The sequence below is a fragment of the Flavihumibacter fluminis genome (assembly GCF_021491375.1).
Classification (GTDB): Bacteria; Bacteroidota; Bacteroidia; order Chitinophagales; family Chitinophagaceae; genus Flavihumibacter; species Flavihumibacter fluminis.
In genome coordinates this window covers 278296-300592 of record NZ_JAKEVY010000002.1, presented here as the reverse complement: position 1 = coordinate 300592, position 22297 = coordinate 278296, and the positions used below count along the sequence as shown (strand labels likewise).

24 protein-coding genes are annotated in these 22297 nt (G+C 46.2%); 17 read left to right on the top strand and 7 right to left on the bottom strand.

Annotated features, from left to right (window positions below; all coding sequences use genetic code 11):
- The first annotated feature begins 6 nt into the window (after positions 1-6).
- From L0U88_RS07560 to L0U88_RS07540, 6 genes are read left to right on the top strand one after another with little or no spacing between them, the layout of a single operon-like run.
- Positions 7-1218, top strand: a complete 1212-nt coding sequence (locus L0U88_RS07560; protein WP_234865195.1) for an ABC transporter substrate-binding protein — start codon at positions 7-9, stop codon at positions 1216-1218.
- A 53-nt stretch (positions 1219-1271) separates the two neighbouring features.
- Complete coding sequence (locus L0U88_RS21050) at positions 1272-1415, top strand: DUF2256 domain-containing protein (RefSeq protein ID WP_353620639.1); 144 nt, start codon at positions 1272-1274, stop codon at positions 1413-1415.
- 26 nt (positions 1416-1441) lie between these two features.
- On the top strand, positions 1442-2425 hold the full coding sequence (locus L0U88_RS07555) for a ligase-associated DNA damage response exonuclease (RefSeq protein WP_234865193.1): 984 nt from the start codon (positions 1442-1444) through the stop codon (positions 2423-2425).
- A complete protein-coding gene (locus tag L0U88_RS07550; RefSeq protein ID WP_234865191.1) occupies positions 2403-4040 on the top strand; it encodes an ATP-dependent DNA ligase in 1638 nt (545 codons plus the stop codon). Before L0U88_RS07555 ends, L0U88_RS07550 begins: the two co-directional genes overlap by 23 nt.
- Before the next feature lie 48 nt (positions 4041-4088).
- The gene (locus L0U88_RS07545) at positions 4089-5480 is read left to right on the top strand and encodes a c-type cytochrome (RefSeq protein ID WP_234865189.1); all 1392 of its coding nucleotides are present in this window, start codon (positions 4089-4091) and stop codon (positions 5478-5480) included.
- Between the two features lie 3 nt (positions 5481-5483).
- The gene (locus L0U88_RS07540) at positions 5484-7958 is read left to right on the top strand and encodes a ligase-associated DNA damage response DEXH box helicase (protein WP_234865187.1); all 2475 of its coding nucleotides are present in this window, start codon (positions 5484-5486) and stop codon (positions 7956-7958) included.
- Here the strand turns inward: L0U88_RS07540 and L0U88_RS07535 are convergent, their stop codons facing one another.
- Positions 7959-8447, bottom strand: a complete 489-nt coding sequence (locus tag L0U88_RS07535; RefSeq protein ID WP_234865184.1) for a hypothetical protein — start codon at positions 8445-8447, stop codon at positions 7959-7961.
- 57 nt (positions 8448-8504) lie between these two features.
- Here L0U88_RS07535 and pdeM point away from each other — a divergent pair, with 57 nt between their 5' ends.
- Together pdeM and L0U88_RS07525 are read left to right on the top strand one after the other, a co-directional pair.
- Positions 8505-9164 (top strand): ligase-associated DNA damage response endonuclease PdeM, encoded by a 660-nt coding sequence (gene pdeM, locus L0U88_RS07530; RefSeq protein ID WP_234865183.1) that lies wholly within the window; start codon positions 8505-8507, stop codon positions 9162-9164.
- Positions 9161-10072, top strand: a complete 912-nt coding sequence (locus L0U88_RS07525; RefSeq protein ID WP_234865182.1) for a histone deacetylase family protein — start codon at positions 9161-9163, stop codon at positions 10070-10072. Before pdeM ends, L0U88_RS07525 begins: the two co-directional genes overlap by 4 nt.
- Positions 10073-10150: 78 nt before the next feature.
- On the opposite strand, the gene L0U88_RS07520 is transcribed toward L0U88_RS07525, so the two are convergent.
- Together L0U88_RS07520 and L0U88_RS07515 are read right to left on the bottom strand one after the other, a co-directional pair.
- Positions 10151-10900, bottom strand: coding sequence for an XRE family transcriptional regulator (locus L0U88_RS07520; protein WP_234865181.1), 750 nt, complete (start codon positions 10898-10900; stop codon positions 10151-10153).
- 331 nt (positions 10901-11231) lie between these two features.
- Entirely contained in the window at positions 11232-11390 is a 159-nt protein-coding gene (locus L0U88_RS07515; protein WP_234865179.1) for a hypothetical protein, read from the bottom strand.
- 56 nt (positions 11391-11446) lie between these two features.
- Between L0U88_RS07515 and surE the strand changes: the two genes are divergently transcribed.
- Together surE and L0U88_RS07505 are read left to right on the top strand one after the other, a co-directional pair.
- A complete protein-coding gene (surE, locus tag L0U88_RS07510; protein ID WP_234865177.1) occupies positions 11447-12247 on the top strand; it encodes a 5'/3'-nucleotidase SurE in 801 nt (266 codons plus the stop codon).
- A complete protein-coding gene (locus tag L0U88_RS07505) occupies positions 12231-12530 on the top strand; it encodes a hypothetical protein (protein ID WP_234865176.1) in 300 nt (99 codons plus the stop codon). The genes surE and L0U88_RS07505 overlap by 17 nt, the downstream gene beginning before the upstream one ends.
- Here L0U88_RS07505 and lpxB read toward each other — a convergent pair.
- Together lpxB and L0U88_RS07495 are read right to left on the bottom strand one after the other, a co-directional pair.
- Positions 12491-13618, bottom strand: a complete 1128-nt coding sequence (lpxB, locus tag L0U88_RS07500) for a lipid-A-disaccharide synthase (RefSeq protein ID WP_234865173.1) — start codon at positions 13616-13618, stop codon at positions 12491-12493. The two genes, L0U88_RS07505 and lpxB, sit on opposite strands and share 40 nt — an antisense overlap.
- A 27-nt stretch (positions 13619-13645) precedes the next feature.
- Positions 13646-13807, bottom strand: a complete 162-nt coding sequence (locus tag L0U88_RS07495; RefSeq protein ID WP_234865171.1) for a DUF6728 family protein — start codon at positions 13805-13807, stop codon at positions 13646-13648.
- 71 nt (positions 13808-13878) lie between these two features.
- Here L0U88_RS07495 and L0U88_RS07490 point away from each other — a divergent pair, with 71 nt between their 5' ends.
- Positions 13879-15324: an OprD family outer membrane porin gene (locus L0U88_RS07490; protein ID WP_234866129.1), complete on the top strand. Its 1446-nt coding sequence runs from the start codon at positions 13879-13881 to the stop codon at positions 15322-15324.
- A 10-nt stretch (positions 15325-15334) separates the two neighbouring features.
- Positions 15335-15517, top strand: a complete 183-nt coding sequence (locus L0U88_RS07485; protein ID WP_234865169.1) for a hypothetical protein — start codon at positions 15335-15337, stop codon at positions 15515-15517.
- 2 nt (positions 15518-15519) lie between these two features.
- Here the strand turns inward: L0U88_RS07485 and L0U88_RS07480 are convergent, their stop codons facing one another.
- The gene (locus L0U88_RS07480; protein ID WP_234865167.1) at positions 15520-16698 is read right to left on the bottom strand and encodes a phospholipase D-like domain-containing protein; all 1179 of its coding nucleotides are present in this window, start codon (positions 16696-16698) and stop codon (positions 15520-15522) included.
- Between the two features lie 41 nt (positions 16699-16739).
- Here L0U88_RS07480 and L0U88_RS07475 point away from each other — a divergent pair, with 41 nt between their 5' ends.
- The 5 genes from L0U88_RS07475 (at position 16740) to L0U88_RS07455 (ending at position 21271) form a co-directional block, all read left to right on the top strand.
- Positions 16740-18395, top strand: a complete 1656-nt coding sequence (locus tag L0U88_RS07475) for a Na/Pi cotransporter family protein (protein ID WP_234865165.1) — start codon at positions 16740-16742, stop codon at positions 18393-18395.
- Positions 18396-18421: 26 nt separating this feature from the next.
- On the top strand, positions 18422-19192 hold the full coding sequence (locus L0U88_RS07470) for an MlaE family ABC transporter permease (RefSeq protein ID WP_234865163.1): 771 nt from the start codon (positions 18422-18424) through the stop codon (positions 19190-19192).
- An 11-nt stretch (positions 19193-19203) separates the two neighbouring features.
- Positions 19204-19941, top strand: a complete 738-nt coding sequence (locus L0U88_RS07465; protein ID WP_234865161.1) for an ABC transporter ATP-binding protein — start codon at positions 19204-19206, stop codon at positions 19939-19941.
- A gap of 12 nt (positions 19942-19953) precedes the next feature.
- On the top strand, positions 19954-20943 hold the full coding sequence (locus tag L0U88_RS07460) for an MlaD family protein (protein ID WP_234865158.1): 990 nt from the start codon (positions 19954-19956) through the stop codon (positions 20941-20943).
- 100 nt (positions 20944-21043) lie between these two features.
- The gene (locus L0U88_RS07455) at positions 21044-21271 is read left to right on the top strand and encodes a YtxH domain-containing protein (protein WP_234865156.1); all 228 of its coding nucleotides are present in this window, start codon (positions 21044-21046) and stop codon (positions 21269-21271) included.
- Between the two features lies 1 nt (position 21272).
- Here the strand turns inward: L0U88_RS07455 and L0U88_RS07450 are convergent, their stop codons facing one another.
- Positions 21273-22295 carry a metal-dependent hydrolase gene (locus L0U88_RS07450; RefSeq protein WP_234865154.1) on the bottom strand — a complete coding sequence of 341 codons (1023 nt, stop codon included), beginning with the start codon at positions 22293-22295 and terminating at the stop codon, positions 21273-21275.
- Between the last annotated feature and the right edge of the window lie 2 nt (positions 22296-22297).

The following is a 22297-nucleotide window of genomic DNA, read 5'->3' as shown; positions in this document are numbered from 1 at the left end:
AGGCACATGCGCAATTACAGCAGGCTTTTTTTTCTTACGATTGTTCTGATGAGTTCAATGATTGTCCCGGTATTTGCCCAGGACAGTGCACTGGTAACCCTGCCACAACAACTAACTAAAAAAAAGCAGGTAGTAACTTTTCTGCTGCCGCTGTACCTCGATTCTGCATTTGATGCAGGAGGACAATATCGCTTTGGGAAACAGTTTCCGCGTTATTTATTACCCGGACTTGAATTTTACGAAGGAGTTCAGCTCGCCATTGATTCTCTGAATAAGGAAAAAGTGGAGCTGGATGTGAACGTGATTGATACCCGTTCGAACAGAAACCTGCAGACCTTAATGCAGGATCCGGCAGTTCAGAATGCCAATCTGCTGGTTGGACATATCGGCAATAATGAAGTAAGGCCCTGGGCTGATTTTGCGAATAAAAAGCAGGTGCCATTTGTGAATGTAAACCTGCCCAATGATGCCGGCGTCACGAACAACCCCTACATGGTGATTCTCAACAGTACACTGGCTACCCATGCACAGGGTATTTATGAATACCTTGAGAAAAAAAGAAACCAGGCCTCCATCATCGTATTCACCCGAAATGGCGCACAGGAAACGCGCTTAAAAGGATACCTGACTGATGTGGAGAAATCCAAGCCAGGCGCCCAGTTGAAATTGAAATATGTAACCCTGCCATCTGATTTCGAAGCAGAGAATCTGCTTCCCTACCTGGATAGCACCAAAAATACGCTGGCAGTAGCAGGAAGCCTGGATGTGCAGTTTGCCCGAAAACTCGCCGGCCATTTAGCAGAACTCAATAAAACCTATCCTGTTCAGATTATGGGTATGCCTACCTGGGATGGCATCCGGGATTTTGAAAGCGATGAATACAAAGACCTCGAAATCTTTTATACCATACCATTCAATCCTGTTCGGACGGATTCTTTGAGTGTCTCCATCACCAATCATTTCCGCGATAAATTATTTGCACGTCCCAGTGATATGGTATTCCGCGGGTATGAGGTGATGTATCGCTTTGGCAAAATGGTAGCAGAACAGGGGCCAAACCTCGCACTGGGACTCGGAGAAAAAAAATACCAGGTCTTCACTGATTTTGATATCCAGCCTGTATTACTCAATAAGCAGGAACAACAACTGGATTATTTCGAAAATAAAAAAATGTATGTGGTCAAACTCCTGAATGGAACGATCACGACAGTGAATTAAGGCGGGCCTGGCTTTTGCATAAACCTTCCCGGCTGAAGGGTTGTTAATAGTTTATGAAGCAAGTCAAAAAAGCCAATCTGCCACAGAAGATTTGCATTACCTGTAACCGGCCCTTTACCTGGAGAAAAAAATGGGCCGCGGTTTGGGAAGAAGTGAAATATTGCAGTGAACGCTGCCGCCGCTCCCGTACTTCATAATTCTCAATTCATACTTCATACTTCCTATGCTCACCTTCACCCCCTCAGGAATCTATTGCCCCCCAGGTGGATTTTATATCGATCCCTGGAAACCTGTGGAGAAGGCTGTAATCACACATGCCCACAGTGATCATGCACGTTGGGGAAGCAACCACTATCTCTGTCACCCGGATACTGCCCCACTCCTGCATTTGAGACTCGGTCCGGTGGACGTACAATCACTGGACTGGGGAGAGCAATTGGATATAAATGGGGTTAGGGTAAGTTTGCATCCAGCCGGACATATCATCGGTTCCTCCCAGGTGCGGGTGGAACACAAAGGAGAAGTTTGGGTAGTAAGTGGCGATTATAAAGTAGTGCCGGATGGGATCAGTGGACCATTCGAACCGGTATCCTGTCATCATTTTATAACAGAATCGACATTCGGATTGCCCATCTACCAATGGGAAGACCAGGAAATTATATACCAGCAAATCAGGCAATGGGTACTGGATAACCAGGCGGCAGGATACAGTTCTGTATTGCTGGCTTATAGCCTGGGAAAAGCGCAACGCGTCATCAGTTGTTTAGCTCCCCTGCAACAACCCATTTATGCACATGGAGCCATCGCCAATGTGCAGGAAACACTGATACAGGCAGGATGGAATTTAACTCCGGTAGCACGTGTACCGGTCGAGCCTAACCGAAATCAACTGAAGGGATCGATAGTAGTAGCACCACCCAGTGCAGATGGCAGTAGTTGGTTGAAGAAATTCGGTCCGGTTAAAGTTGCTGTTTGCAGTGGCTGGATGCAGGTCAGAGGAAATGCCCGCAGAAGAAATGTAGATGCCGGATTTGTGTTAAGTGATCATGCCGACTGGAATGGATTGAAAACTGCTGTCAAAGCAACAGGGGCATCTGCTGTATATGTAACGCATGGTTTCCAGGCAGCTTTCTCGAGGTATTTAACTGAACAGGGAATCGAAGCACAAGAAATTCAAACGGATTATGGAACCGAAGAGCAGGAATAATACTACCGGCATGCGCCTGTTTGCTGAGCTGGTGCAGCAACTGGGTTCCAGTACCAAAACCAATGATAAGCTGGCAGCCCTGTTGCGATATTTTGAAACAGCACCGGAAGCCGATACTATTTGGGTAATCGCACTCTTCACCGGAAGGCGGCCTAAAAGAACGGTCAGCAGCACCTATCTCCGGGAATGGTGCATTGAACAAACCGGTTTACCTGCCTGGCTATTTGAAGAATCCTATCATACCGTAGGGGATCTGGCTGAAACCATTGCCTTGTTATTGCCACCTCCCACTAATGAATCCAGTCATTCTCTGCAGGCATATTTGGAGGCTTTGCAAGCACTCAGCGACCAGGAAGTAGAAGCAAAAAAAACATTTGTACTGCAGGCCTGGGATGAATTGAATCGCGAAGAACGATTTGTGTTCAACAAGTTAATAACCGGGGGATTCAGAATCGGGGTATCGCAACAATTATTGGTGCAGGCACTAGCCAAACTGGTACAACTGGAACAAAGCCAGGTGGCCTACCTGATCAGCGGTCAGTGGGATCCGCGCCAGACGAGTTTGCAACAATTGCTTGACAGCAGTTTTGCAGCCACCGATTTCTCCAAGCCCTACCCTTTTTATTTGTGTTATCCGATAGAAGGGGTATTGGCTGAATTGGGGAATCCGGCCGACTGGCAGGCAGAGTGGAAATGGGATGGCATACGCGGACAATTAATCAAACGTAACGGAGAACTTTTTGTCTGGAGCCGGGGAGAAGAATTGATAACAGAGAAATTTCCGGAGTATCAGGGATTACTGGAGGCCTTACCCGACGGGTTGGTTTTGGATGGTGAAATCCTGCCCTTCATGGAAGGCAAACCCATGCCCTTTGCACTCTTACAAACCCGGATTGGCAGAAAGAATATCACTAAAAAACAACTGGAAGCAGCACCCATCCATTTTTTCGCTTATGATTTATTGGAATGGGAAGGAACCGACTGGCGGGATCAGCCCCTGGAACAAAGAAGAAGCAAATTAGAAGCGCTGGTAGCCCAGGTGCAACACCCTAAGCTACTGCTCTCTCCTATGGTGATCTTTAATACATGGGAAGAGCTGGCGGAACTCAGAAGCCGATCCAGAGAGTTTGTAGCCGAGGGCATCATGCTGAAGAAAAAGGACTCGGTATACCAGGTAGGCAGGAAGCGGGGCGACTGGTGGAAATGGAAAACAGATCCCATGACTATTGATGCCGTACTGATATATGCACAAAAAGGCCATGGGCGCAGAAGCAATCTCTATACAGATTACACTTTTGCAGTGCGAAAGGAGGATAAACTGCTGGCTTTCACCAAAGCTTATTCAGGACTCACGGATAAGGAACTGCTGGAAGTGGATGCCTTTGTGAAACGCAATGCACTGGAGAAATTTGGTCCCGTTCGAACCGTGCCAGCCGAACTGGTTTTTGAGATCGCATTTGAAGGAATTGCAGCTTCTTCCAGGCATAAAAGTGGAGTGGCACTTCGTTTCCCCCGAATCCTGCGCTGGCGAAAAGATAAAACCGTGCAGGATATCAACACGCTGGAGGATCTGCAGCAATTATTGCAACAATTTGGCAATGATAAAGCAGATTAAAACCGCCAACGCCTGAAATTTGTTAGATTAAGGAACAATACTGCAATTATGCTTACCCGAATCTTTTTTTTACTGGTGCTGCTTGCCGGCAGTGGCGTGGTGTTGCTAACCAGCCATACAACCGCGCTGAATCCAGATAAACCGGTGCCAATTCCTCCTTCCAAACAACGAAGCGGTGATGCTGCCAAAGGATTTGACTACCTGACCACCGGAGATTATGTAAAAGGAGGTATTCCCTATGATTTTTTCCTGATGGGCAAAGGCAAGGAGCAGCAGAATTACCTGAAAAGAACCGGACTGAATGCAACCGTACCGCATGATTATACCGTGGTGAAAGCTGTAAATGGAGAAAACCTGGTGGCTCCCAACTGTATGCAATGCCATGCGCAGGTGTTTAATGATTCCTTGATAGTAGGCATGGGCAATACCCTGATCGATTTTTCCATGGGACAACAATTAAATCCGGGAGCCATCAAGATGATGGGCACCATGATGAAAGCCAATGCTCCTGCCAAATACGAAGCCAGCAAAAACTTCCTGCAGGTGGCAGGCACCATCGGTCCCTATTTGACAACTGCCGTACGGGGTGTAAATGCAGCAGACCGGCTGGCTGCAGTACTGGTGGCACATCGCGATCCCAAAACACTGAAATGGTCCGACTCTGCTTATATGGATATCCCGAAAGAAGTAATTCCCAGTGATGTACCAGCCTGGTGGTTGCTCCGGAAAAAGAATGCCATGTTCTACAATGGATTCGGTCGCGGTGATTTTGGAAGATTTCTGATGGCATCCAACCTGCTAACTGTTACCGACTCTTCTGAAGCAGCTGAAGTGGATCGCCGAATCAGTGATGTACTCGCTTATATCAACAACCTGCGCCCACCTGCTTATCCTGGAAAAGTGGATAAGGCATTGGCTGAAAAAGGGCGTATACTTTTTATTGATAACTGTTCGAAATGCCATGGGAAATATGGTGAAGAAGAAGAGTATCCGAATTTATTAATTCCCGCTTCGATCATTAAAACGGATTCGGCCTTGTACCAGAGCAATTATCAGAATCCGCAGTTTGTAAACTGGTTCAATAAAAGCTGGTTTGCGCAGGGAGATCATCCTGCAAGCCTGGTGCCCTTCAATGGATATATTGCACCACCACTGGATGGTATCTGGAGCACAGCCCCTTATTTGCACAATGGTTCAGTACCTACACTGGAAGCCGTGCTGAACAGCAAACTGCGGCCCACCTACTGGCAACGCAATTTTGAAAAACCCCGCTATGATATCGAAACCATGAGCTGGGAATACAAAGTGGTAGATAAACCAGGTGGCAGCCAGATCTATAATACCACCCTGAAAGGGTACGGCAATTATGGTCACTATTTTGGCGATAAACTAACAGACACAGAACGCAAGGCGGTACTGGAGTATCTCAAAACCATCTAAGTATTGAAGCTCCGGCAAACGATAGGATATCAGGTCATACGGGATTGGTTAGCCGAAAACAACAGAACCCCGTTCGACTACCAGGAAGAAGCCTGGCAGTTGATATTGTCGGGTTCATCCGGACTGGTAAATGCACCTACGGGATATGGAAAAACATTTTCTGTTTTTTTAGGTGCCCTGATTCAATATATCAATGAACATCCGGAAACCTTCCGAAGTAAACGACCGCAGGCGCTGCAGCTCTTGTGGATCTCTCCTCTGAGAGCACTGGCAAAAGATATCGGGCGCGCTATGGAAGAAGCATTGCAGGCCTTAGGTATTCCCTGGACCGTGGGTATACGAAATGGTGATACCCCAACCAGTGAACGTCAGAAACAAAAAAGAAAATCGCCGGAAATACTAATCATAACACCTGAAAGCCTACACCTGGTGCTGGCACAGAAAGGGTATCCGGATTTTTTAAAATCACTTCGGCTTATTGCTGTAGATGAATGGCATGAACTGATTGGCAGCAAGCGGGGAGTGCTGGTGGAACTGGCCATGTGCAGAATAGCGGCACTCAGAAAAGAACAAGAAACTGAACTGAGTTTTTCTATAGTAGGCATATCTGCCACCATCGGTAACCTGGAACAGGCAATGGAGGTATTGTTATCGCCATTGGAACAACCAGGCACGATCGTCAGGGCCCGTTTACCCAAACAAACAGAACTAATTTCTATCCTGCCTGATGAAATTGAAAAATATCCCTGGGCAGGTCATCTTGGATTGAAGCTGGTAGAAAAAATAATTCCCATCATTGAAGCGAGCACTACTACCCTGCTCTTTATTAATACCAGGGGGATGAGTGAACGCTGGTATCAGACTATTCTGGATGTGGCGCCGCAACTGGCAGGTGCCATCGCCTTACACCATGGAAGTATTGAGCAGGATTTGCGCCTCTGGGTGGAAGACGCTTTACATGCAGGTACGTTGAAATGTGTGGTCTGTACAGCGAGCCTGGATTTAGGTGTTGATTTTCGGCCAGTCGAGACTGTTATACAGGTTGGTTCCCCAAAAGGAGTCGCGCGCTTTTTACAACGTGCCGGAAGAAGTGGTCATCAACCGGGTGCGGTAAGCAGAATTTATTTTCTTCCCACCCATTCACTGGAACTGGTGGAAGCTGCCGCATTGAAAGCCGCCATGGATAAGGAAATGATTGAATCCAGGGAGCCCTTCCTGTTATGTTATGATGTCCTGATTCAATACCTCAGCACACTGGCCATTTCAGAGGGATTCAATGCTGAACAGGCATTTCGTGAAGTGAGATCCACCTTCTGTTTCAGAGAGATGACGAAAGCAGAATGGCAACAGGTATTACAATTTCTCGTACATGGCGGACAAGCACTGCAGCAGTACGATGAATACAAAAAAGTAGAACTGATTGATGGGCTGTACCGCATTACAAGCAGACGGGTAGCCATGCGGCATCGCATGCATATTGGAACCATAGTAAGTGATGCCATGCTGAAAGTGAAATTCGTATCCGGTGGATATGTCGGTGTGATAGAAGAATGGTTTATCTCCAGACTGGAACCGGGAGAAGTCTTTACCCTGGCGGGAAGAAACCTGGAGCTGGTGATGATCAAGGACATGACCGTGCTGGTGCGAAAATCAAGCAGTAAAAAATCGATTGTACCAAGCTGGATGGGGGGACGCATGCCTTTGTCTGCCAACCTGGGACAACTCTTACGGCATACCTTAAACGAAGCTGGAAAAGCGGGACCAGAAAATATTGAACTCTATGCGCTGGCTCCCTTGTTTGAATTGCAGAATCAACTCAGCCAGGTACCGGAAGAAAATGAATTACTGATTGAACAGATTGAAACGAAAGATGGATTTCATTTATATGTATATCCATTTGAAGGCAGGTTGGTGCATGAAGCGATGGCCGCCATCCTGGCTTACCGCATCAGTAAAATTCAGCCCATCAGCTTTTCCTTTGCAATGAATGATTATGGATTTGAATTATTGAGTGATCAGCCCATCCCGGTGGATGATACCAATGTGTATGAACTCTTCAGTACAGATAACCTGTTTGCAGATATCCAGCGAAGTGTGAACAGTACGGAGATGGCTAAACGAAAATTCAGGGATATCGCAGTGATCGGTGGCTTATTGTTCCAGGGTTATCCGGGTGAACATAAAAAAGCGAGACACTTACAGGCAAGTGCCTCGCTCCTATTTAAAGTATTCCAGGAATACGAGCCGGATAATCTCTTAATGCGGCAGGCCTATCAGGAAGTATTTGACCAGCAAATGGAAGAAACCCGTTTGCGAAATATGCTCGAACGGATACAACAGAGCCGGATCATTTTGCGTTTTCCTGAAAAACTGACGCCATTCTGCTTCCCGATCAAAGTAGACAGCAAGCGGGAGCAATTATCCTCCGAAAGCCTGGAAGACCGGGTGCGTAAAATGCAATTGCAATTGCTGAAATAATTATTTCAAATGTTTGAGCTGGGTTGCATATAATATAATAAACAGAAGTGGAAGTCCCAGGTTGGAAACATAACTGCTGGTTCCAATGAATACATTGGAGAAACCAAGAATGATGGTAAATCCAATAACCGGAAGAATTTCCCCTACAGCATAAATAAAAAATCCATCTTTTTTCAGTTTTCTCATTTGGATGGCGCCGTAAATACACAGCACTGCCGCCAGGATGGTTACGATCCAGAGTGCAGTTGAATTGGCTTCCATTAAATCAAATACACGTACGCTTTTCTCCAGATCAGACACTTCTTTTTCACTCATGGCTTCCAGTGCCTCCGGGTTCTCCAGTGCTTTTTTGGCGAAGTTCATTCCAAACTTGGAAAGCGGAATAGAGACCAGCTGAAATGCAGAGCCAATAAAGGTCAGAATGGTCAGCACATTCAACATGGTAGGTAGCTTTTTCTTCTCTTGTTCGAATGGATTGAGGACGTTCATATTGAGGTTATTTGATTTAGGAATTCTTAAAAATAAAGCATTTAGCTTTGTCCTCCGATGAAAGCGCCGCATTCTTTTACCCTTTTCGGTCAGCAGCTCTGGCTTACCCCCATGAAAGCGATTTATTGGGAGGATCAAGCTGCTCTGATCCTTTCTGATCTGCATTTCGGGAAAACCGGCCATTTCAGAAAATCCGGCATCGGGGTACCTCAGGAAGTATTCAAGCAGGACCTGCAGCGCCTCTTCCACCTGGTTCAGTATTATAAACCGAAAGAACTCATTATTGTAGGTGATTTTTTTCATAGCAGTCACAACCTGGAATCGGACTGGTTTGCGCGCTGGAGAAAGGATCATGCTGCCTTAGCGATTACCCTGGTAAGAGGCAATCACGATATTTTACAGGCATCCTGGTACGAGGAACAGGATATCCAGGTACAGCAGGGCATTTTTACCAAAGGTCCGTTCCGTTTTATTCATGACCCGGAAGAATTACCAGAAGAAGAAGACGATACCTATACTTTTTCAGGTCACCTGCATCCGGGAGTACTGCTAAGTGGATCTGGTAAACAATCGCTTCGCCTTCCCTGTTTCTATTTTGGTAAAGCAACAGCGATCCTGCCGGCATTCAGTGGATTTTCCGGATTGGCATTAGTTTCACCGGAACCAGGTGCTGCGGTATTTGCTATAGCCGGACAGGAAATCATCCCCATACAATGAAGCCCAGCGAACGATTTATAGCATTTGATCCGATCTATGCACACCCATTACCTCCCGGGCACAGGTTCCCCATGTTGAAATATGAACTGATACCTGAGCAGTTACTCTATGAAGGAATCATCACAGAAGAAGCACTGGTGTCTCCGGCTAGCTGCCCTACCGAATTGGTACTGAAAACCCATGATGCCGGTTATGTGCAGAAGCTCCTTGATCAGACACTCTCAGCAAAAGAACAGCGTCATATTGGATTTCCTCAATCGGAGGCTTTAACCAAACGGGAATTTATCATCACCCAGGGCACGCTTGATTGTGCCAGGCATGCCCTCCAGCATGGAGTAGCGCTGAATGTAGCAGGAGGAACCCATCATGCATTTGCTGACAGAGGCGAAGGCTTTTGCCTGTTGAACGATGTAGCTGTAGCAGCCAATGTATTGCTGGAAGAGGGCACAATTAAGCAGGCAATAGTTGTTGACCTCGATGTACACCAGGGCAATGGAACCGCCAAACTTTTTGAGCAAAACCCGAAGGTATTCACCTTCAGCATGCATGGCCGGCACAATTATCCTTTTCATAAAGAGCAATCGGATCTGGATGTTCCGCTGGAAGATGGAACCACAACCGAAGCATACCTGGAGCTACTAGCAAAACACCTGCCCGCATTGCTGGAAAACGTACAACCTGATTTTGCCTTTTATATTTCAGGAGTGGATATCCTGGAAACCGACAAGTTTGGTAAACTGAAAGTAAGCAAAGCAGGTTGCCGCGAAAGAGATCATATGGTATTCAGCACGCTTAAAAAAGCTGGTATCCCCTGCGCCGTATCCATGGGTGGGGGTTATTCTCCGGATATCCGGGATATAGTAGAAGCGCATTGCAACACGTTTAAAGAAGCGTTTAGTATATACTAAAAAAGAAAGCCCCGTAAAAACGGGGCCTTACTAACCCATAGTACTAAAAACAACCGATTTATCTCAGGGGTAAGCCTGCTAATTCATTTTTTTCTTCAGGGAATTAACCTGGTCGTGCAGATTGGAAACAATCGAAGCCAATTGATCCACATCCCAGCGCTGTTGCTGGTTGGCCCGGGTAATCACCATCTGTGCCTGCCAGATTTCCAGCACATCATTGGCATCGATCTGGTAAGGCTGGTAAACCGGGTTATCACTAACCAGGGTAAGTTTCTGTTTAGACCGCCCATTTTTCATGATGCGTTTGTAAACAATTCCTTCCTGGCGGGAAACCACGATATAGGTATTGCTGGTTTTAAGATTCTCTGTGTCTTCCACCTTTTCCCCCACAATGATAGAACCACTGGGGGTTGGCAACATGGAATCCCCTACGATTTCAAAGGCACGATAAGAACCTGGGGCCAGCATGGGCAGGGTGAAGGTATTCAACTCATCAATGAACTCCGGATCTGCATAACCATTCAAATAACCGGCGGCTGCTTTCATCGGCACATACTGAATAACAGTGGGCTCAGCAGCCAGTTTCTGAGCGCGGCGTTTTGCAATATAACTGCCCTTGGTCTCAGACAAATCTTTCAGGAAGAGCTCATCCAGACTCACTTTAAACAACTCACTCACCATTTCCAGTACTTCCAGTCGCGGTTCCGCCCGCTCTTCTTCATAAGCGCCCAGCAAGGAACGCTTGATCTTCAATTTGGCAGCAAAATCCTCCTGCGTCCATCCCCGCAGTTTACGTAAATGCTTTAGATTTTTTCCGGCAAATGACATGCTAACAGATTTAGTACGAAAATACTAAGAAATTTATCAAATAGAAATTTTTTTGAGAAAAATATTTGATACATGTGAGATGTCAGACGTGAAACGTGAGATGTGAGACGTGAGACGTGAGACGTGAAAAAATTCCCAACGCTCATAAGATCGTGTTTTTTCCTTCTTCCTTTTTCCTTCTTCCTTCTCACATCTCACGTCTGACATATCACTTTTTCTTACCATTCGACCACTTTTCTCTATCCAGTCAGTCAATATCAACCACTCCCACACTACTGTTTCACTATTATTGAAGCACTAATGAACCGTCAGTGAACTAGTGTCCAAGCACTCAAGGATACTTCCCAGAAATCTGAATCAGACCTTTCTCTCCTCCATTGCCCTTCTTCCTGTCTTCCCCCTTCCATTCCCCCTTTTCTCCATCTTCCTCTGCCCATCTTCCATGCCCCCCTTCTCCTTCGTTTCCCGTCTCCTTTGTCCCCTCTTCCATACCATTTTCTCCCCCTTCTCACGTCTCACGTCTGACGTCTCACGTATATTTGCTCCATGCCAAGCAGAAAGAAGAAAGAAGAACCTATTATCCTGATCACGAATGACGATGGCGTTACTGCCCCTGGAATCCAGAACCTGGTAGAAGCAGTACGCGGATTGGGGAAAATTGTAGTGGTTGCGCCAGATAAGCCTCAGTCGGGTATGGGACATGCCATCACCATTGGATCTCCCCTCCGGTTACACCCTGTTCAATTATATGAAGGCATTGAAGCCTATGGCTGCACTGGCACCCCGGTAGATTGTGTAAAACTCGCGGTAGATAAAGTATTACATCGCAAACCGGATATTTGCCTGAGTGGTATCAATCATGGTGCGAATCATTCCATCAATGTGATCTATTCCGGCACCATGTCAGCTGCTGTGGAAGCAGCTATTGAAAGTATTCCTTCCATCGGTTTCTCCCTGCTGGACTACAGCATCGAAGCTGATTTTACCGCCGCGGCACATTATGCACGCATCATCACGGAAATGGTGCTGAGCAAAAAACAGGATAAACACCTGGTGCTAAATGTGAACATCCCCGCTGTTCCAAAAGAACAGATCAAAGGAATAAAGCTTTGCCGCCAGGCCTATGCCAAATACCAGGAAGATTTTCTGGAGCGCCAGGACCCTCACGGTCGCCGCTATTACTGGCTTACCGGAGAATTTCTCAACTTTGATAAAGGAAGAGATACAGATGTTTGGGCCTTGCAGAATAACTATGTAAGTGTGGTACCTGTACAATTTGACCTTACGAATTACGTTCTTAAAGCCAAACTTGAAAAAAGCTGGAAACTCGATGCTAAAAAAAGATAATCTTCAACTGGGACTTGTATTAGGGTTCATTGCACCTTTAATCGGACTGGTCATTTACTACCTGATCGTGTTCATGCCCCGGCATGTGAGTTTCACAGAATACCTTGGTTACCTGAAGCAACTGAAATCACTGTTGACTGGTGTTAGCAGCATTTCATTAATTGCGAATGCCATTCTCTTCACGATTTATATCAACAGCCGAAAAGATAAAACCGCCAAAGGTGTTTTTGTATCAACGCTTATTTATGGCGTTGTTGTTTTGCTGATCAAACTGGTTGCATAATCTACAATTTCCTCCGCGGCTTTCGCAGAAGCATTTCCTCCCTTCTGCAGGAGCTGCCGAAGTTGGTTGTAATCCCCAATTATGCGATTCCGGTACTCCTGATTATGTAAGAGATTTTTCAATTCCTGCACCAGGTTTTGTGTATTCATATCGTCCTGGATCAACTCCTTTACTACCAGCTGGTCCATGATCAGGTTTACCAATGAAATGTATTTGACTTTGATGAGGCGCTTCGCGATGAGATAAGAAATCTTGTTACCCTTATAACAAACGACTTCCGGCACTCCAAACAGGGCCGTTTCCAATGTTGCAGTTCCGGAGGTGACCAATGCTGCTTCAGCCTGCATCAACACCGCATAGGTTGCATTGCTGGTGGTGCGTACATTGGGGAATTTCGCCAGCAGGGGTGCATAAAAATCATCGCTTACTCCCGGTGCCTTTGCTACTACAAATTCATAATCCGGAAATGAAGGCGTCACGGACAACATCACCGGTAATTTTTTCAGGATCTCCTGCTTGCGGCTTCCGGGAAGTAAGGCAATCAGTTTCGGATTGCGCTGCAGCGATGCATTGTCCTGCTTGTATTTTTCTATCACTTCCGCCAGGGGATGCCCTACATAACTCACGGGGTAATTCCATTTGCGATAGAAATCCAGCTCAAAGGGTAGGATGACCAGCATCCTATCAACGGATGCTTTGATCGTTTTCACCCGGTTTTCTTTCCAGGCCCAAACCTGTGGAGATATATAGTAAACATTATGAAAGCCTTCTCTTTTTGCCCAGTCCGCCACGCGCAGATTAAAGCCAGGATAATCAATGTAGATCAGCAGATCCGGCTGGAACTTCCGGATATCCTGCTTGCAGAAATCCAGGTTGCGAAGTATCGTCCGGAGGTTTGCCACCACTTCCACAAATCCCATAAAGGCAAGGTCGCGGTAATGTTTCACAAGGGTAGCTCCTGCAGCTTCCATCAGGTCGCCCCCCCAGCAACGGATTTCCGCTGCCGCATCTCTTGCCTTTATCTCGCGGATCAGGTTGCTGCCATGCAGGTCGCCACTGGCTTCACCGGCGATGATATAATACTTCATGCAACAAATATAGGAAGCCGGAAGTACTTACTTTTTGAGGAATACCAGTTTGATAAACAGGAAGATGAGGGCAGCAAGAAACATCAGGATGGAAATCCGGTTGATCCCGTGCATGTACTTGAGCCATTTCGTCTCCGGTGTATTGGGGTCCTTTTTCTTGATATACAGATATTCTGCTATCTGACGCATGATGCCCATAACTGCTTTTAGAATTTTAACAAAAATAGCCCTTTTTTGTTCCGGCCCTTCTCCCCTGCGTGATGCTTATCACAGAAATGCTGCCCCTCTTTTTCCAGCTTTGCACCACCATTATGAACCGGATTCTTATCATACTTTTAGTACAACTAACCCTGATCAGCGCCGCAAGCGCACAAAACCTGCCTGAACCGGAAACCACCAGGGATACCAGTTCCCTGTTGCATGTGTTTAAGTCAGGTACGATCAATGGCCACGCGCGTCTCTTTACGATGGCAACGGATAATGCAACTGGCATCCGCGACTATGCAGCTACTGCCATCGGGGGCGGATTACGCTATAAAACAGGCTCCTTTCATGGATTCACGTTGGGAATCGGAGGCTATTTTATTTATGACCTCGCTTCCTCCAACCTGGCCAAACCGGATCCCCTGACCAATGCGGCCAACCGTTATGAAATCGGGCTGTTTGATATTCAGGATGTTTCCAACAAAAATGATATCAATCGCCTGGAAGAATTATACCTGCAATACAAACACAAAACATTCAAAGCCACCATCGGAAAACAATTACCCGATATGCCTTTTATCAACCAGCAGGATGGACGAATGAGGGCTACTGGCATCGATGGTTTGCAGTTACACTGGAAACCTGGAAAAAATACGGCCTTACAAGCTGCTTATCTCTGGCAGATCTCTCCCCGAAGCACCGTGAGGTGGTTTTCTATTGGTGAATCGATTGGAATTTACCCAGCGGGCTTAGGTCCGGATGGCAAACCTTCCAACTACAAAGACGCACTCAAAAGCAAGGGTGTTGTGGTAACCAGCATCCAGCAGCAAATCCATCCTAACCTCAGCATCCAGGTATGGAATCAGTTTGTGGAAAATATTTTTAATACCGCCATGGTGCAGGCAGAACTTCGCAAACCGGTTGGAAATAAGAACACCCTAACCGGAGGATTGCAAGTAATCCGCCAGGATGCAATCAATGATGGCGGCAATGAAGACCCATCCAAAACCTATTTTACCAAAGGCGGCAAATCACTTGTTCTTGGGGGAAGTATCGGACTGGAACATCAACCCTGGAATATATCACTGAATTATACCCGCATCACCAAAGATGGCAGGTACCTGATGCCAAGGGAATGGGGTAAGGATCCTTTTTATACCTTTCTGCAGAGAGAACGAAATGATGGTTATGCAGATGTGAATGCCATTGCATTCAAAGCAAATTACAAGTTGGATAAACTGCATTCCAAACTCTTTCTTGGGTACGGACATTATTACCTGCCGGATGTGGAGAATGCCGCATTCAATAAATATGCAACCCCCTCTTATCAGCAACTAAACCTGAGCTGGAAATACGATTTCCAGGCTTTCCTGAAAGGAATGGATATCCAGTTTTTATTTGTTCATAAATCGGTATTGGGTGATGAATCCTATGCAGCCAAATACCTCGTGAACAAAGTCAATATGTCAAATTACAATCTTATCTTAAACTACACTTTTTAAATCCGTCATCATGTTAGAGAAAATCAATCCCGTCTGGTTTCACCGCATCCTTCGCTTCGGCCTGGGCGGACTCTTTATTGGCATCGCATTTTTTTACAAAGATGCCTGGCCGATGTATATTTTTGGCGGCATTATTTTTATTACCGGATTTATTCGTCCGCGCAGATGTATTGATGATCAATGTGAATTGTAAATTCAGTTGCGCCGCTGTTTAAAATAGAAAGTAAACAGCACAAAAATCAATCGGATGCTGGTATAACAGGTCTTCTGCCAGGCACGTGCAGCCCATCCATATTTCTGCTGCGACTCAGATTCGGTTACCGGAACAGATTCCTGCTCTATAATTTCCAGCAACTCCTGTTTCACCTTCGCAGCAAATTGTTCATCGAGTATTTCCAGGTTGAGTTCAATGCTGGCATAAGCACTGATGAAATTGATATTAAAGGAACCTACTGTGGCCCATTTTCCATCTGAACAACTGATCTTGCCATGCAATACATTCGACTGGTATTCGAATAAGGAGATTTTATTTTTCAACAACCATCTGTAGAGATACCGTTCAGCTTCTTTGGCCATCCACACATCTGATTTTCCTGCGGCAATCACATAAATTTTTACTCCCCGTTTGACAGCATTTTCCATCGCCTTGCGCATTTGCCGACCGGGCAGGAAATAACTAGATAACATATACACTTCCTGCTTTGCATCCTGCATCATACGCATGTAACTGCTGGATATTTCAGTGCGAAAGCGTACCCAGTCCTGCCGCCTCACCCGAACCAGGCAGTTCTCCTCCGGCAAAGCTTTTCGATGTGGAGGCAATTTGAACTGAATCTGTTTGGATTTCCCCCAGCCCGCTTTGTTCCAGAGTTCCAGGCATACCTGGTATAATTTCTCTACGGCTTCCCCTTCCACCAGCACCGCCCAATCGAGCCAGGCAGTTTGTCCGGGTAAATCATTGTAGCGGTTACTCACATTCACCCCTCCTACCAAAGCAGTATCCGCATCCACAACACAAACTTTCTGGTGCAGTCTGCGACCAAAATAAAACTTGCGGGCTCTCAGTAATGGTTCAAACCATCTGAAATGCACACCGCGACCCCGTATCTCGCGGATTCGTTTTTTGGTGAGGTGTAGCGACGCATAACCATCCACAAGCATATAGACTTTGACGCCTCTTTCTGCAGCGCGACAAAGATGTTCCAGCACTTCACCACCGGTTTCATCTTCATCGAGAATATACATCTGGAAATGGATGGAATGTGTAGCATCATCCAGCAGACGAATCAATGTTTCGAAATAAGCTTTACCACCCCTTACCAGATCAACCCGGTTGCGTGAGGTATACCCTTTTAATGGATTCGGCTTTTTCATCCTACTGTTAATATAGTACATTTAGGAATAGCTATAGAAGTATGAACCAGGTTTGGGAATTATTAGCAGGAGTGGTGATTTTCATCATCGGCATGCATTGGCTGGAGGATGCCTTGAAAAGAATTGCGGGCCGGTCGTTCAAACTGTTCCTGAAAAAACAAACCAGCAACAAGGTAAAAGGCATACTCGGAGGAGCCATGGTTACCGCTCTCCTGCAAAGCAGTTCGGTAGTGAATATCATGGTACTTGCCTTCGTGGGGGCGAAAGTGTTACAAATGGAAAATGCTCTCGCCCTGATGCTGGGTTCCAACCTCGGCACCACTTTTACCAGCTGGATCATTGCATTGGTTGGATTCAAAATCAATATTGAAGCACTTGCCTGGCCTTTAACAGGAATCGCGGGATTAATCTGGACCATGCTCTCACCGCATAACCGCTTTTATTCCTGGATACAATTTCTGCTGGGATTTGGTTTCCTGCTGTTGGGATTGTACTTCATGCAAACCGGGGTTGCCTCCAGCCTTGAGCATATTGATCTGCTGCAGTTCAATCGCTTTCCACTGATTGTATTTCTATTATTGGGAGCAGTGATCACTACCATCGTGCAGGCCAGTTCTGCTACGATTGCATTAACACTTTCGGTTCTGCATGCCGGTGGGATCAGCCTGGAAGCTGCAGCTGCCATTATATTGGGAGCGGAAATCGGCACCACATCCAAACTGCTGATCCTTGCACAAGGCAAACTGGTTGATAAAAAACGAGTGGCACTGGGCAATTTTTTATTCAATACCATTTCCTCCATACTTGCATTTGCTGCTATCGGACCCCTGCTTTATATCATACAGGACTGGATCGGTGTAAAAGATGAGCTTACCTCACTTGCCTTTTTCCAGACCCTTGTGAATTTATTAGGTATCCTCCTGTTTTTTCCTTTCCTGCAGCTATTTGGCCGCTTCCTGCAAAACCTCTACAGCAACAACCAGCAGGATACCAGTTTCATTCATAAAGTGTCAATTAAGGAGCCCGAGCTCGCTCTGATGGCTGCCCAGGAAGAGATCAAACATTTTATGTATCATACCATCCAGTATGCAGTGGAAGCAATTGGTATCAACAACTTTCAGTTACCGGTAACGGCCTGGAAACCCAGTCACCTGTTTACGAATGCAGAGGATCGCTACGATTACCTGAAAGATGTACATGGTGATATCCAGCAATACTATGTACAACTGCAGGCATCCATTACCGATAAAGAGGATACTGTTTTGCTGGACCAGTTGGTAGCTGCACTTCGCAATGGCATGTATGGAGCCAAAAGCCTGAAAGATGCGAGGCTGGATGCAGAGCAACTGCGCAATTCTTCCAACGATAGTAAGTTTAGTTATTACCAGATGAGCAGACAGCGCATGGGAGAATTCCTACTGGAACTAACTCCTTTTCTTACGGGAGAAAAACCAGCTACCAGTGAAGAGCTGAAGAAAGCATTTGCGGAGCTGGCAGATCAATATCAGCATTCCATTATGGAGCTCTATGGTAAAAACCGAAGCAAGGAATTGACAGATATCGAACTATCTACTCTGGTAAACTATAACAGGGAGTTGTATACGGCTAAAAAATCACTCCTGCTGGCAGTATCGGAACTGATACTGAACCCCGCAGATGCAACCCGTCTGCGCGAATTACCGGGCTTTATCCGATAAGTTTTGTAATTTTTGATTACCCAATTATGACACTACCACCCAATACCAAACGATTCCTGGAAGAAGCAGGAGCCATTTCACAATTCACGGGAAGATTTTTTCGGGAAGTATTTCGTCCCCGGTACGAATGGGCTGCGTTTATTCATCAGTGTTATATGATCGGATATAAGTCACTGCCCCTGGTTGGTCTCACTGGTTTTATCATGGGCCTCGTACTCACGATGCAATTGCGCCCCTCCTTAATTGACTATGGTGTAGAAAGTGAATTACCTGCCATGGTGGGAATTGCCATCGTGCGGGAAATTGGTCCGGTTATTACAGCCCTGATTTTTGCCGGCAAAATTGGTAGCAGCATTGGTGCAGAACTGGGCAGTATGAAAGTGACCGAACAGATTGACGCCATGGAAGTAAGTGGTACGAATCCTTTTAAATACCTGGTAGTAACCCGCGTACTGGCTACCACATTTATGTTGCCGATCCTGGTGTTACTCGGCGATGCCATCTCCCTGTATGGCGCTTATCTTGGTGTGAACATCAAAGCCACTACCAGTTTCAGTTTGTATTATACCCAGGTATTTAACAACCTCAGCTTTGGCGATGTGCTGCCTGCCTTTATAAAATCCTTTTTCTTTGGATTTGCCATCGGTATTATAGGCTGCTTTAAAGGATTTAATTCCAGCAAAGGTACAGAGGGTGTGGGCCGGAGTGCGAACAGTGCGGTAGTGCTGGGCAGCCTGATGGTTTTTATTATCGATTTGCTTGCTGTGCAGGTAACAGATATACTCGGACTTAATTAAAAGAAAACAGTATGTCAAACACGGAAGCAGCTATCCTCATAGAGAATCTTTACAAAGGCTTTGGATCGAACCAGGTATTGAAAGGATTTAACCTCCGGTTGAACAAAGGAGAAAACCTGGCGGTGTTGGGCAAATCCGGCAGCGGCAAGTCTGTCCTGATCAAATGCATTATCGGGCTCATGCAACCGGATGAAGGAGAAATCACTGTGTTGGGCGAATCCATCAGATCCCTCAACCAGGATGAGATGGATCACCTGCGCGTGAAAATTGGCTTCCTCTTTCAGTCGAATGCACTCTATGATTCCATGACGGTTCGCGAAAACCTGGAGTTCCCATTACGCCGGCACTGGATGGAAATCAGTGATAAAGAAACCAATGACCTGGTGATGGAATCACTGGAGAATGTGGGGCTCGCACATACGGTAGATTTAATGCCGGTAGAGTTATCTGGTGGAATGAGGAAGCGTATCGCGCTGGCGCGCACCCTGATCCTGAAACCGGAAATCATCCTGTACGATGAACCTACCACGGGATTGGATCCCATCACTTCCAAAGAAATCAGCGACCTGATGAATGCCCTGCAGAAAAAATACAATACCTCGTCCATCATCATTTCGCATGATATGAATTGTATCCAGCGCACCGCCGACCGGATGATCCTGCTGGTGGATGGTATTGCCTATGCGGAAGGCGAATTTGACACTTTAAAAGCATCCACCGATCCGGTTATTTTACCGTATTTTGAATAAGCCAAGAAACCCATGCAGAACAAAAGAACCAACCTGATCAAACTCGGACTCTTCACCATCAGCGGACTGCTATTCCTCGTGCTGTCCCTCTATCTTATTGGCAGAAATCAACAACTGTTTCGCGCTTCCATACTGGTTAAAACCTATTTCCGTCATGCAGGTGGAGTAGTGCCCGGAAACAATGTGAGGTATGCAGGTATCCAGGCAGGCACAGTGAAATCAGTGAAGCTGATCAATGATACTACCATCCAGCTTGAATTATTGATTGATAAAGAAGCATCCAAACATATCCTGAAAAATTCACTGGCTTCTATAGGAACAGAAGGACTGATCGGCAACCGGGTAGTAAATCTGCTACCGGGTGATGGTCCGGCTGAACCTATCCAGGAAGGAGATGAAATTGCTACCAAAAAAAACCTGGATACGGATGCCATGCTGGAGACCTTATCTGTCACGAATCAGAATGCAGCCGTATTATCTGCTGAACTTGTGCAAACCATCAGCCGGTTTAACAACAGCAGTGCGGTCTGGAAATTACTGGAGGACAGCAGCCTGGCGGTATCCATAAAAGCAAGCCTCAACAATATTGAGCAGGCATCTGTTTCAACAAAGCAACTGACAGCAGAATTGAACCAGGTAATTCATGACCTGAAACAGGAACGCGGACTGGTACAACACCTGATCTATGATACCGTGATGAGTGGCCAACTGGAGAGAACCCTGGCACAGCTGGAACAAACGAGTCAGCAAACAGTAACCATGACCCAAAAAGTGAACGACCTGATCTCCGGGGTGCAAAATGAGATCAAAGAAGGCAAGGGTCCGGCGAATGCCATCCTATCAGACACCAGCATGACGGGCAGCCTGCATCGCAGCCTGAGCAATATCGAAAAAAGCACTGCCACCTTTAATGAAAACATGACTGCCCTGCAGCATAATTTTCTGTTCAGAGGGTATTTCCGCAAGAAGGAGAAAAAGGCCGCCAAAGAGAAGAGCAACTGATTTTTATCATAATCTTTAACAACCTGTATCAGGGGATGCTGGCACTGTATTTGGTAACTTTAGGATGAAACAAGATTACCTCATTCTACAACCATTCGTTATGACAAACACAAACAAGATTTTGACAGCATTGGCAACAGGCGTTATCGTAGGTGGAGTATTAGGGGTGCTGTTTGCTCCTGATAAGGGCGAAAATACCAGGAACAAAATTGCTGAAGGTGGGAAGAAACTCTCTGACTCCATTAAGGATAAAATGAACCAGGGAAAAGAAAAGCTGGCAGGTATGCGGAATACCATCCGCGACCGTGTGGAAGAATTTTCCAGCTAAGCTAGTCCCGCGCATCTTTTCCAATAGCCCTTCTTAACAAAGCAAGGGCTATTTCTTTATCCCACCTGGCAAAACGACCCCGCTGCACTACCAGTTCATTGCTTTCGGGATGCTGCAGGTAATAGTGGAACACAAATTTCTCCCGCGGATCTTTCCAGCCGATGATCTGGCCAAAGCGCAGGTCGTTGAACACCAGGCTATCGCCATATTTTTCAACCGTATAGAATTCCTGTGAAAAGCGGATGAGGTCTTTTACTTCGGGGTGATCTCGTATTGTATCCAGCAATTCATCCTGCCGGGGAAAATATTCAAAATGCAGGGTACCGGGAGGATCAAAGAGTGATCGGAATCCAACATGATAGCCGGAGTCATTGCCTGCCACCACATACCATAGCCAGTTATTCAAAGGAGCCGGGGTTGTGAAATACCTGGTATAGGGTATTTCTCTTTTAGCCAGAATAGTGCGGGTATCACGATCAATCTTTAGTTTATTCAGGGTCGCATACCCCAGGTAAACGATGGGCAGAATAATACCCAGTTTAATCCAGAAGGGACGCTTTGGACTCATAATGGGAATCAGCAGCAGGGCAATCGCCGCCAGGGCAGGCCAGAAAGAAAAGAAGGGGTCTGCCACATAGATGGTATTGAAAGAAAAGCGGCAGTGACTAAAAGGTTCGAGCCAGCCGGTGCCATAGTTGTTGAATCCATCCAGGAAAATGTGCACCATGATTTCGATCCCGAAAAAAAACATCCAGCGATTCAGTGAAATAGGAAGATCCCGGTGCAGCGCTCTGCCCAGCAGCGCCATCAGGGGCGTTATCAATACCAGGAATAATATCGAATGCGTAAAGCCACGGTGCGCGAGTAATTCCTCTGAAAGGGGCATCCAGAAACCAGCCACAAAATCCGCATCCGGAATGCTTTGCGCCAATCCGCCCCAGAGCAATGCCTTCTTACCGATTTTCTTATCCAGGAAAGCTTCCCCGATACAGGCACCTAATGCGAAATGTGTGATTGAATCCATGC

What these genes read in the sequence shown, in the direction of transcription:
- L0U88_RS07465 (WP_234865161.1), top strand. Translation starts at nt 19,204, where the DNA reads ATGTCAAACACGGAAGCAGCTATCCTCATAGAGAATCTTTACAAAGGC.
- lpxB (WP_234865173.1), bottom strand. Translation starts at nt 13,618, where the DNA reads ATGAAGTATTATATCATCGCCGGTGAAGCCAGTGGCGACCTGCATGGC.
- surE (WP_234865177.1), top strand. Translation starts at nt 11,447, where the DNA reads ATGCCAAGCAGAAAGAAGAAAGAAGAACCTATTATCCTGATCACGAAT.
- L0U88_RS07495 (WP_234865171.1), bottom strand. Translation starts at nt 13,807, where the DNA reads ATGCGTCAGATAGCAGAATATCTGTATATCAAGAAAAAGGACCCCAAT.
- L0U88_RS07525 (WP_234865182.1), top strand. Translation starts at nt 9,161, where the DNA reads ATGAAGCCCAGCGAACGATTTATAGCATTTGATCCGATCTATGCACAC.
- L0U88_RS07470 (WP_234865163.1), top strand. Translation starts at nt 18,422, where the DNA reads ATGACACTACCACCCAATACCAAACGATTCCTGGAAGAAGCAGGAGCC.
- L0U88_RS07490 (WP_234866129.1), top strand. Translation starts at nt 13,879, where the DNA reads ATGCTTATCACAGAAATGCTGCCCCTCTTTTTCCAGCTTTGCACCACC.
- L0U88_RS07480 (WP_234865167.1), bottom strand. Translation starts at nt 16,698, where the DNA reads ATGAAAAAGCCGAATCCATTAAAAGGGTATACCTCACGCAACCGGGTT.
- L0U88_RS07455 (WP_234865156.1), top strand. Translation starts at nt 21,044, where the DNA reads ATGACAAACACAAACAAGATTTTGACAGCATTGGCAACAGGCGTTATC.
- L0U88_RS07520 (WP_234865181.1), bottom strand. Translation starts at nt 10,900, where the DNA reads ATGTCATTTGCCGGAAAAAATCTAAAGCATTTACGTAAACTGCGGGGA.
- L0U88_RS21050 (WP_353620639.1), top strand. Translation starts at nt 1,272, where the DNA reads ATGAAGCAAGTCAAAAAAGCCAATCTGCCACAGAAGATTTGCATTACC.
- L0U88_RS07550 (WP_234865191.1), top strand. Translation starts at nt 2,403, where the DNA reads ATGGAACCGAAGAGCAGGAATAATACTACCGGCATGCGCCTGTTTGCT.
- L0U88_RS07555 (WP_234865193.1), top strand. Translation starts at nt 1,442, where the DNA reads ATGCTCACCTTCACCCCCTCAGGAATCTATTGCCCCCCAGGTGGATTT.
- L0U88_RS07515 (WP_234865179.1), bottom strand. Translation starts at nt 11,390, where the DNA reads ATGGAAGAGGGGACAAAGGAGACGGGAAACGAAGGAGAAGGGGGGCAT.
- L0U88_RS07460 (WP_234865158.1), top strand. Translation starts at nt 19,954, where the DNA reads ATGCAGAACAAAAGAACCAACCTGATCAAACTCGGACTCTTCACCATC.
- L0U88_RS07545 (WP_234865189.1), top strand. Translation starts at nt 4,089, where the DNA reads ATGCTTACCCGAATCTTTTTTTTACTGGTGCTGCTTGCCGGCAGTGGC.
- L0U88_RS07450 (WP_234865154.1), bottom strand. Translation starts at nt 22,295, where the DNA reads ATGGATTCAATCACACATTTCGCATTAGGTGCCTGTATCGGGGAAGCT.
- pdeM (WP_234865183.1), top strand. Translation starts at nt 8,505, where the DNA reads ATGAAAGCGCCGCATTCTTTTACCCTTTTCGGTCAGCAGCTCTGGCTT.
- L0U88_RS07560 (WP_234865195.1), top strand. Translation starts at nt 7, where the DNA reads ATGCGCAATTACAGCAGGCTTTTTTTTCTTACGATTGTTCTGATGAGT.
- L0U88_RS07505 (WP_234865176.1), top strand. Translation starts at nt 12,231, where the DNA reads ATGCTAAAAAAAGATAATCTTCAACTGGGACTTGTATTAGGGTTCATT.
- L0U88_RS07535 (WP_234865184.1), bottom strand. Translation starts at nt 8,447, where the DNA reads ATGAACGTCCTCAATCCATTCGAACAAGAGAAGAAAAAGCTACCTACC.
- L0U88_RS07475 (WP_234865165.1), top strand. Translation starts at nt 16,740, where the DNA reads ATGAACCAGGTTTGGGAATTATTAGCAGGAGTGGTGATTTTCATCATC.
- L0U88_RS07485 (WP_234865169.1), top strand. Translation starts at nt 15,335, where the DNA reads ATGTTAGAGAAAATCAATCCCGTCTGGTTTCACCGCATCCTTCGCTTC.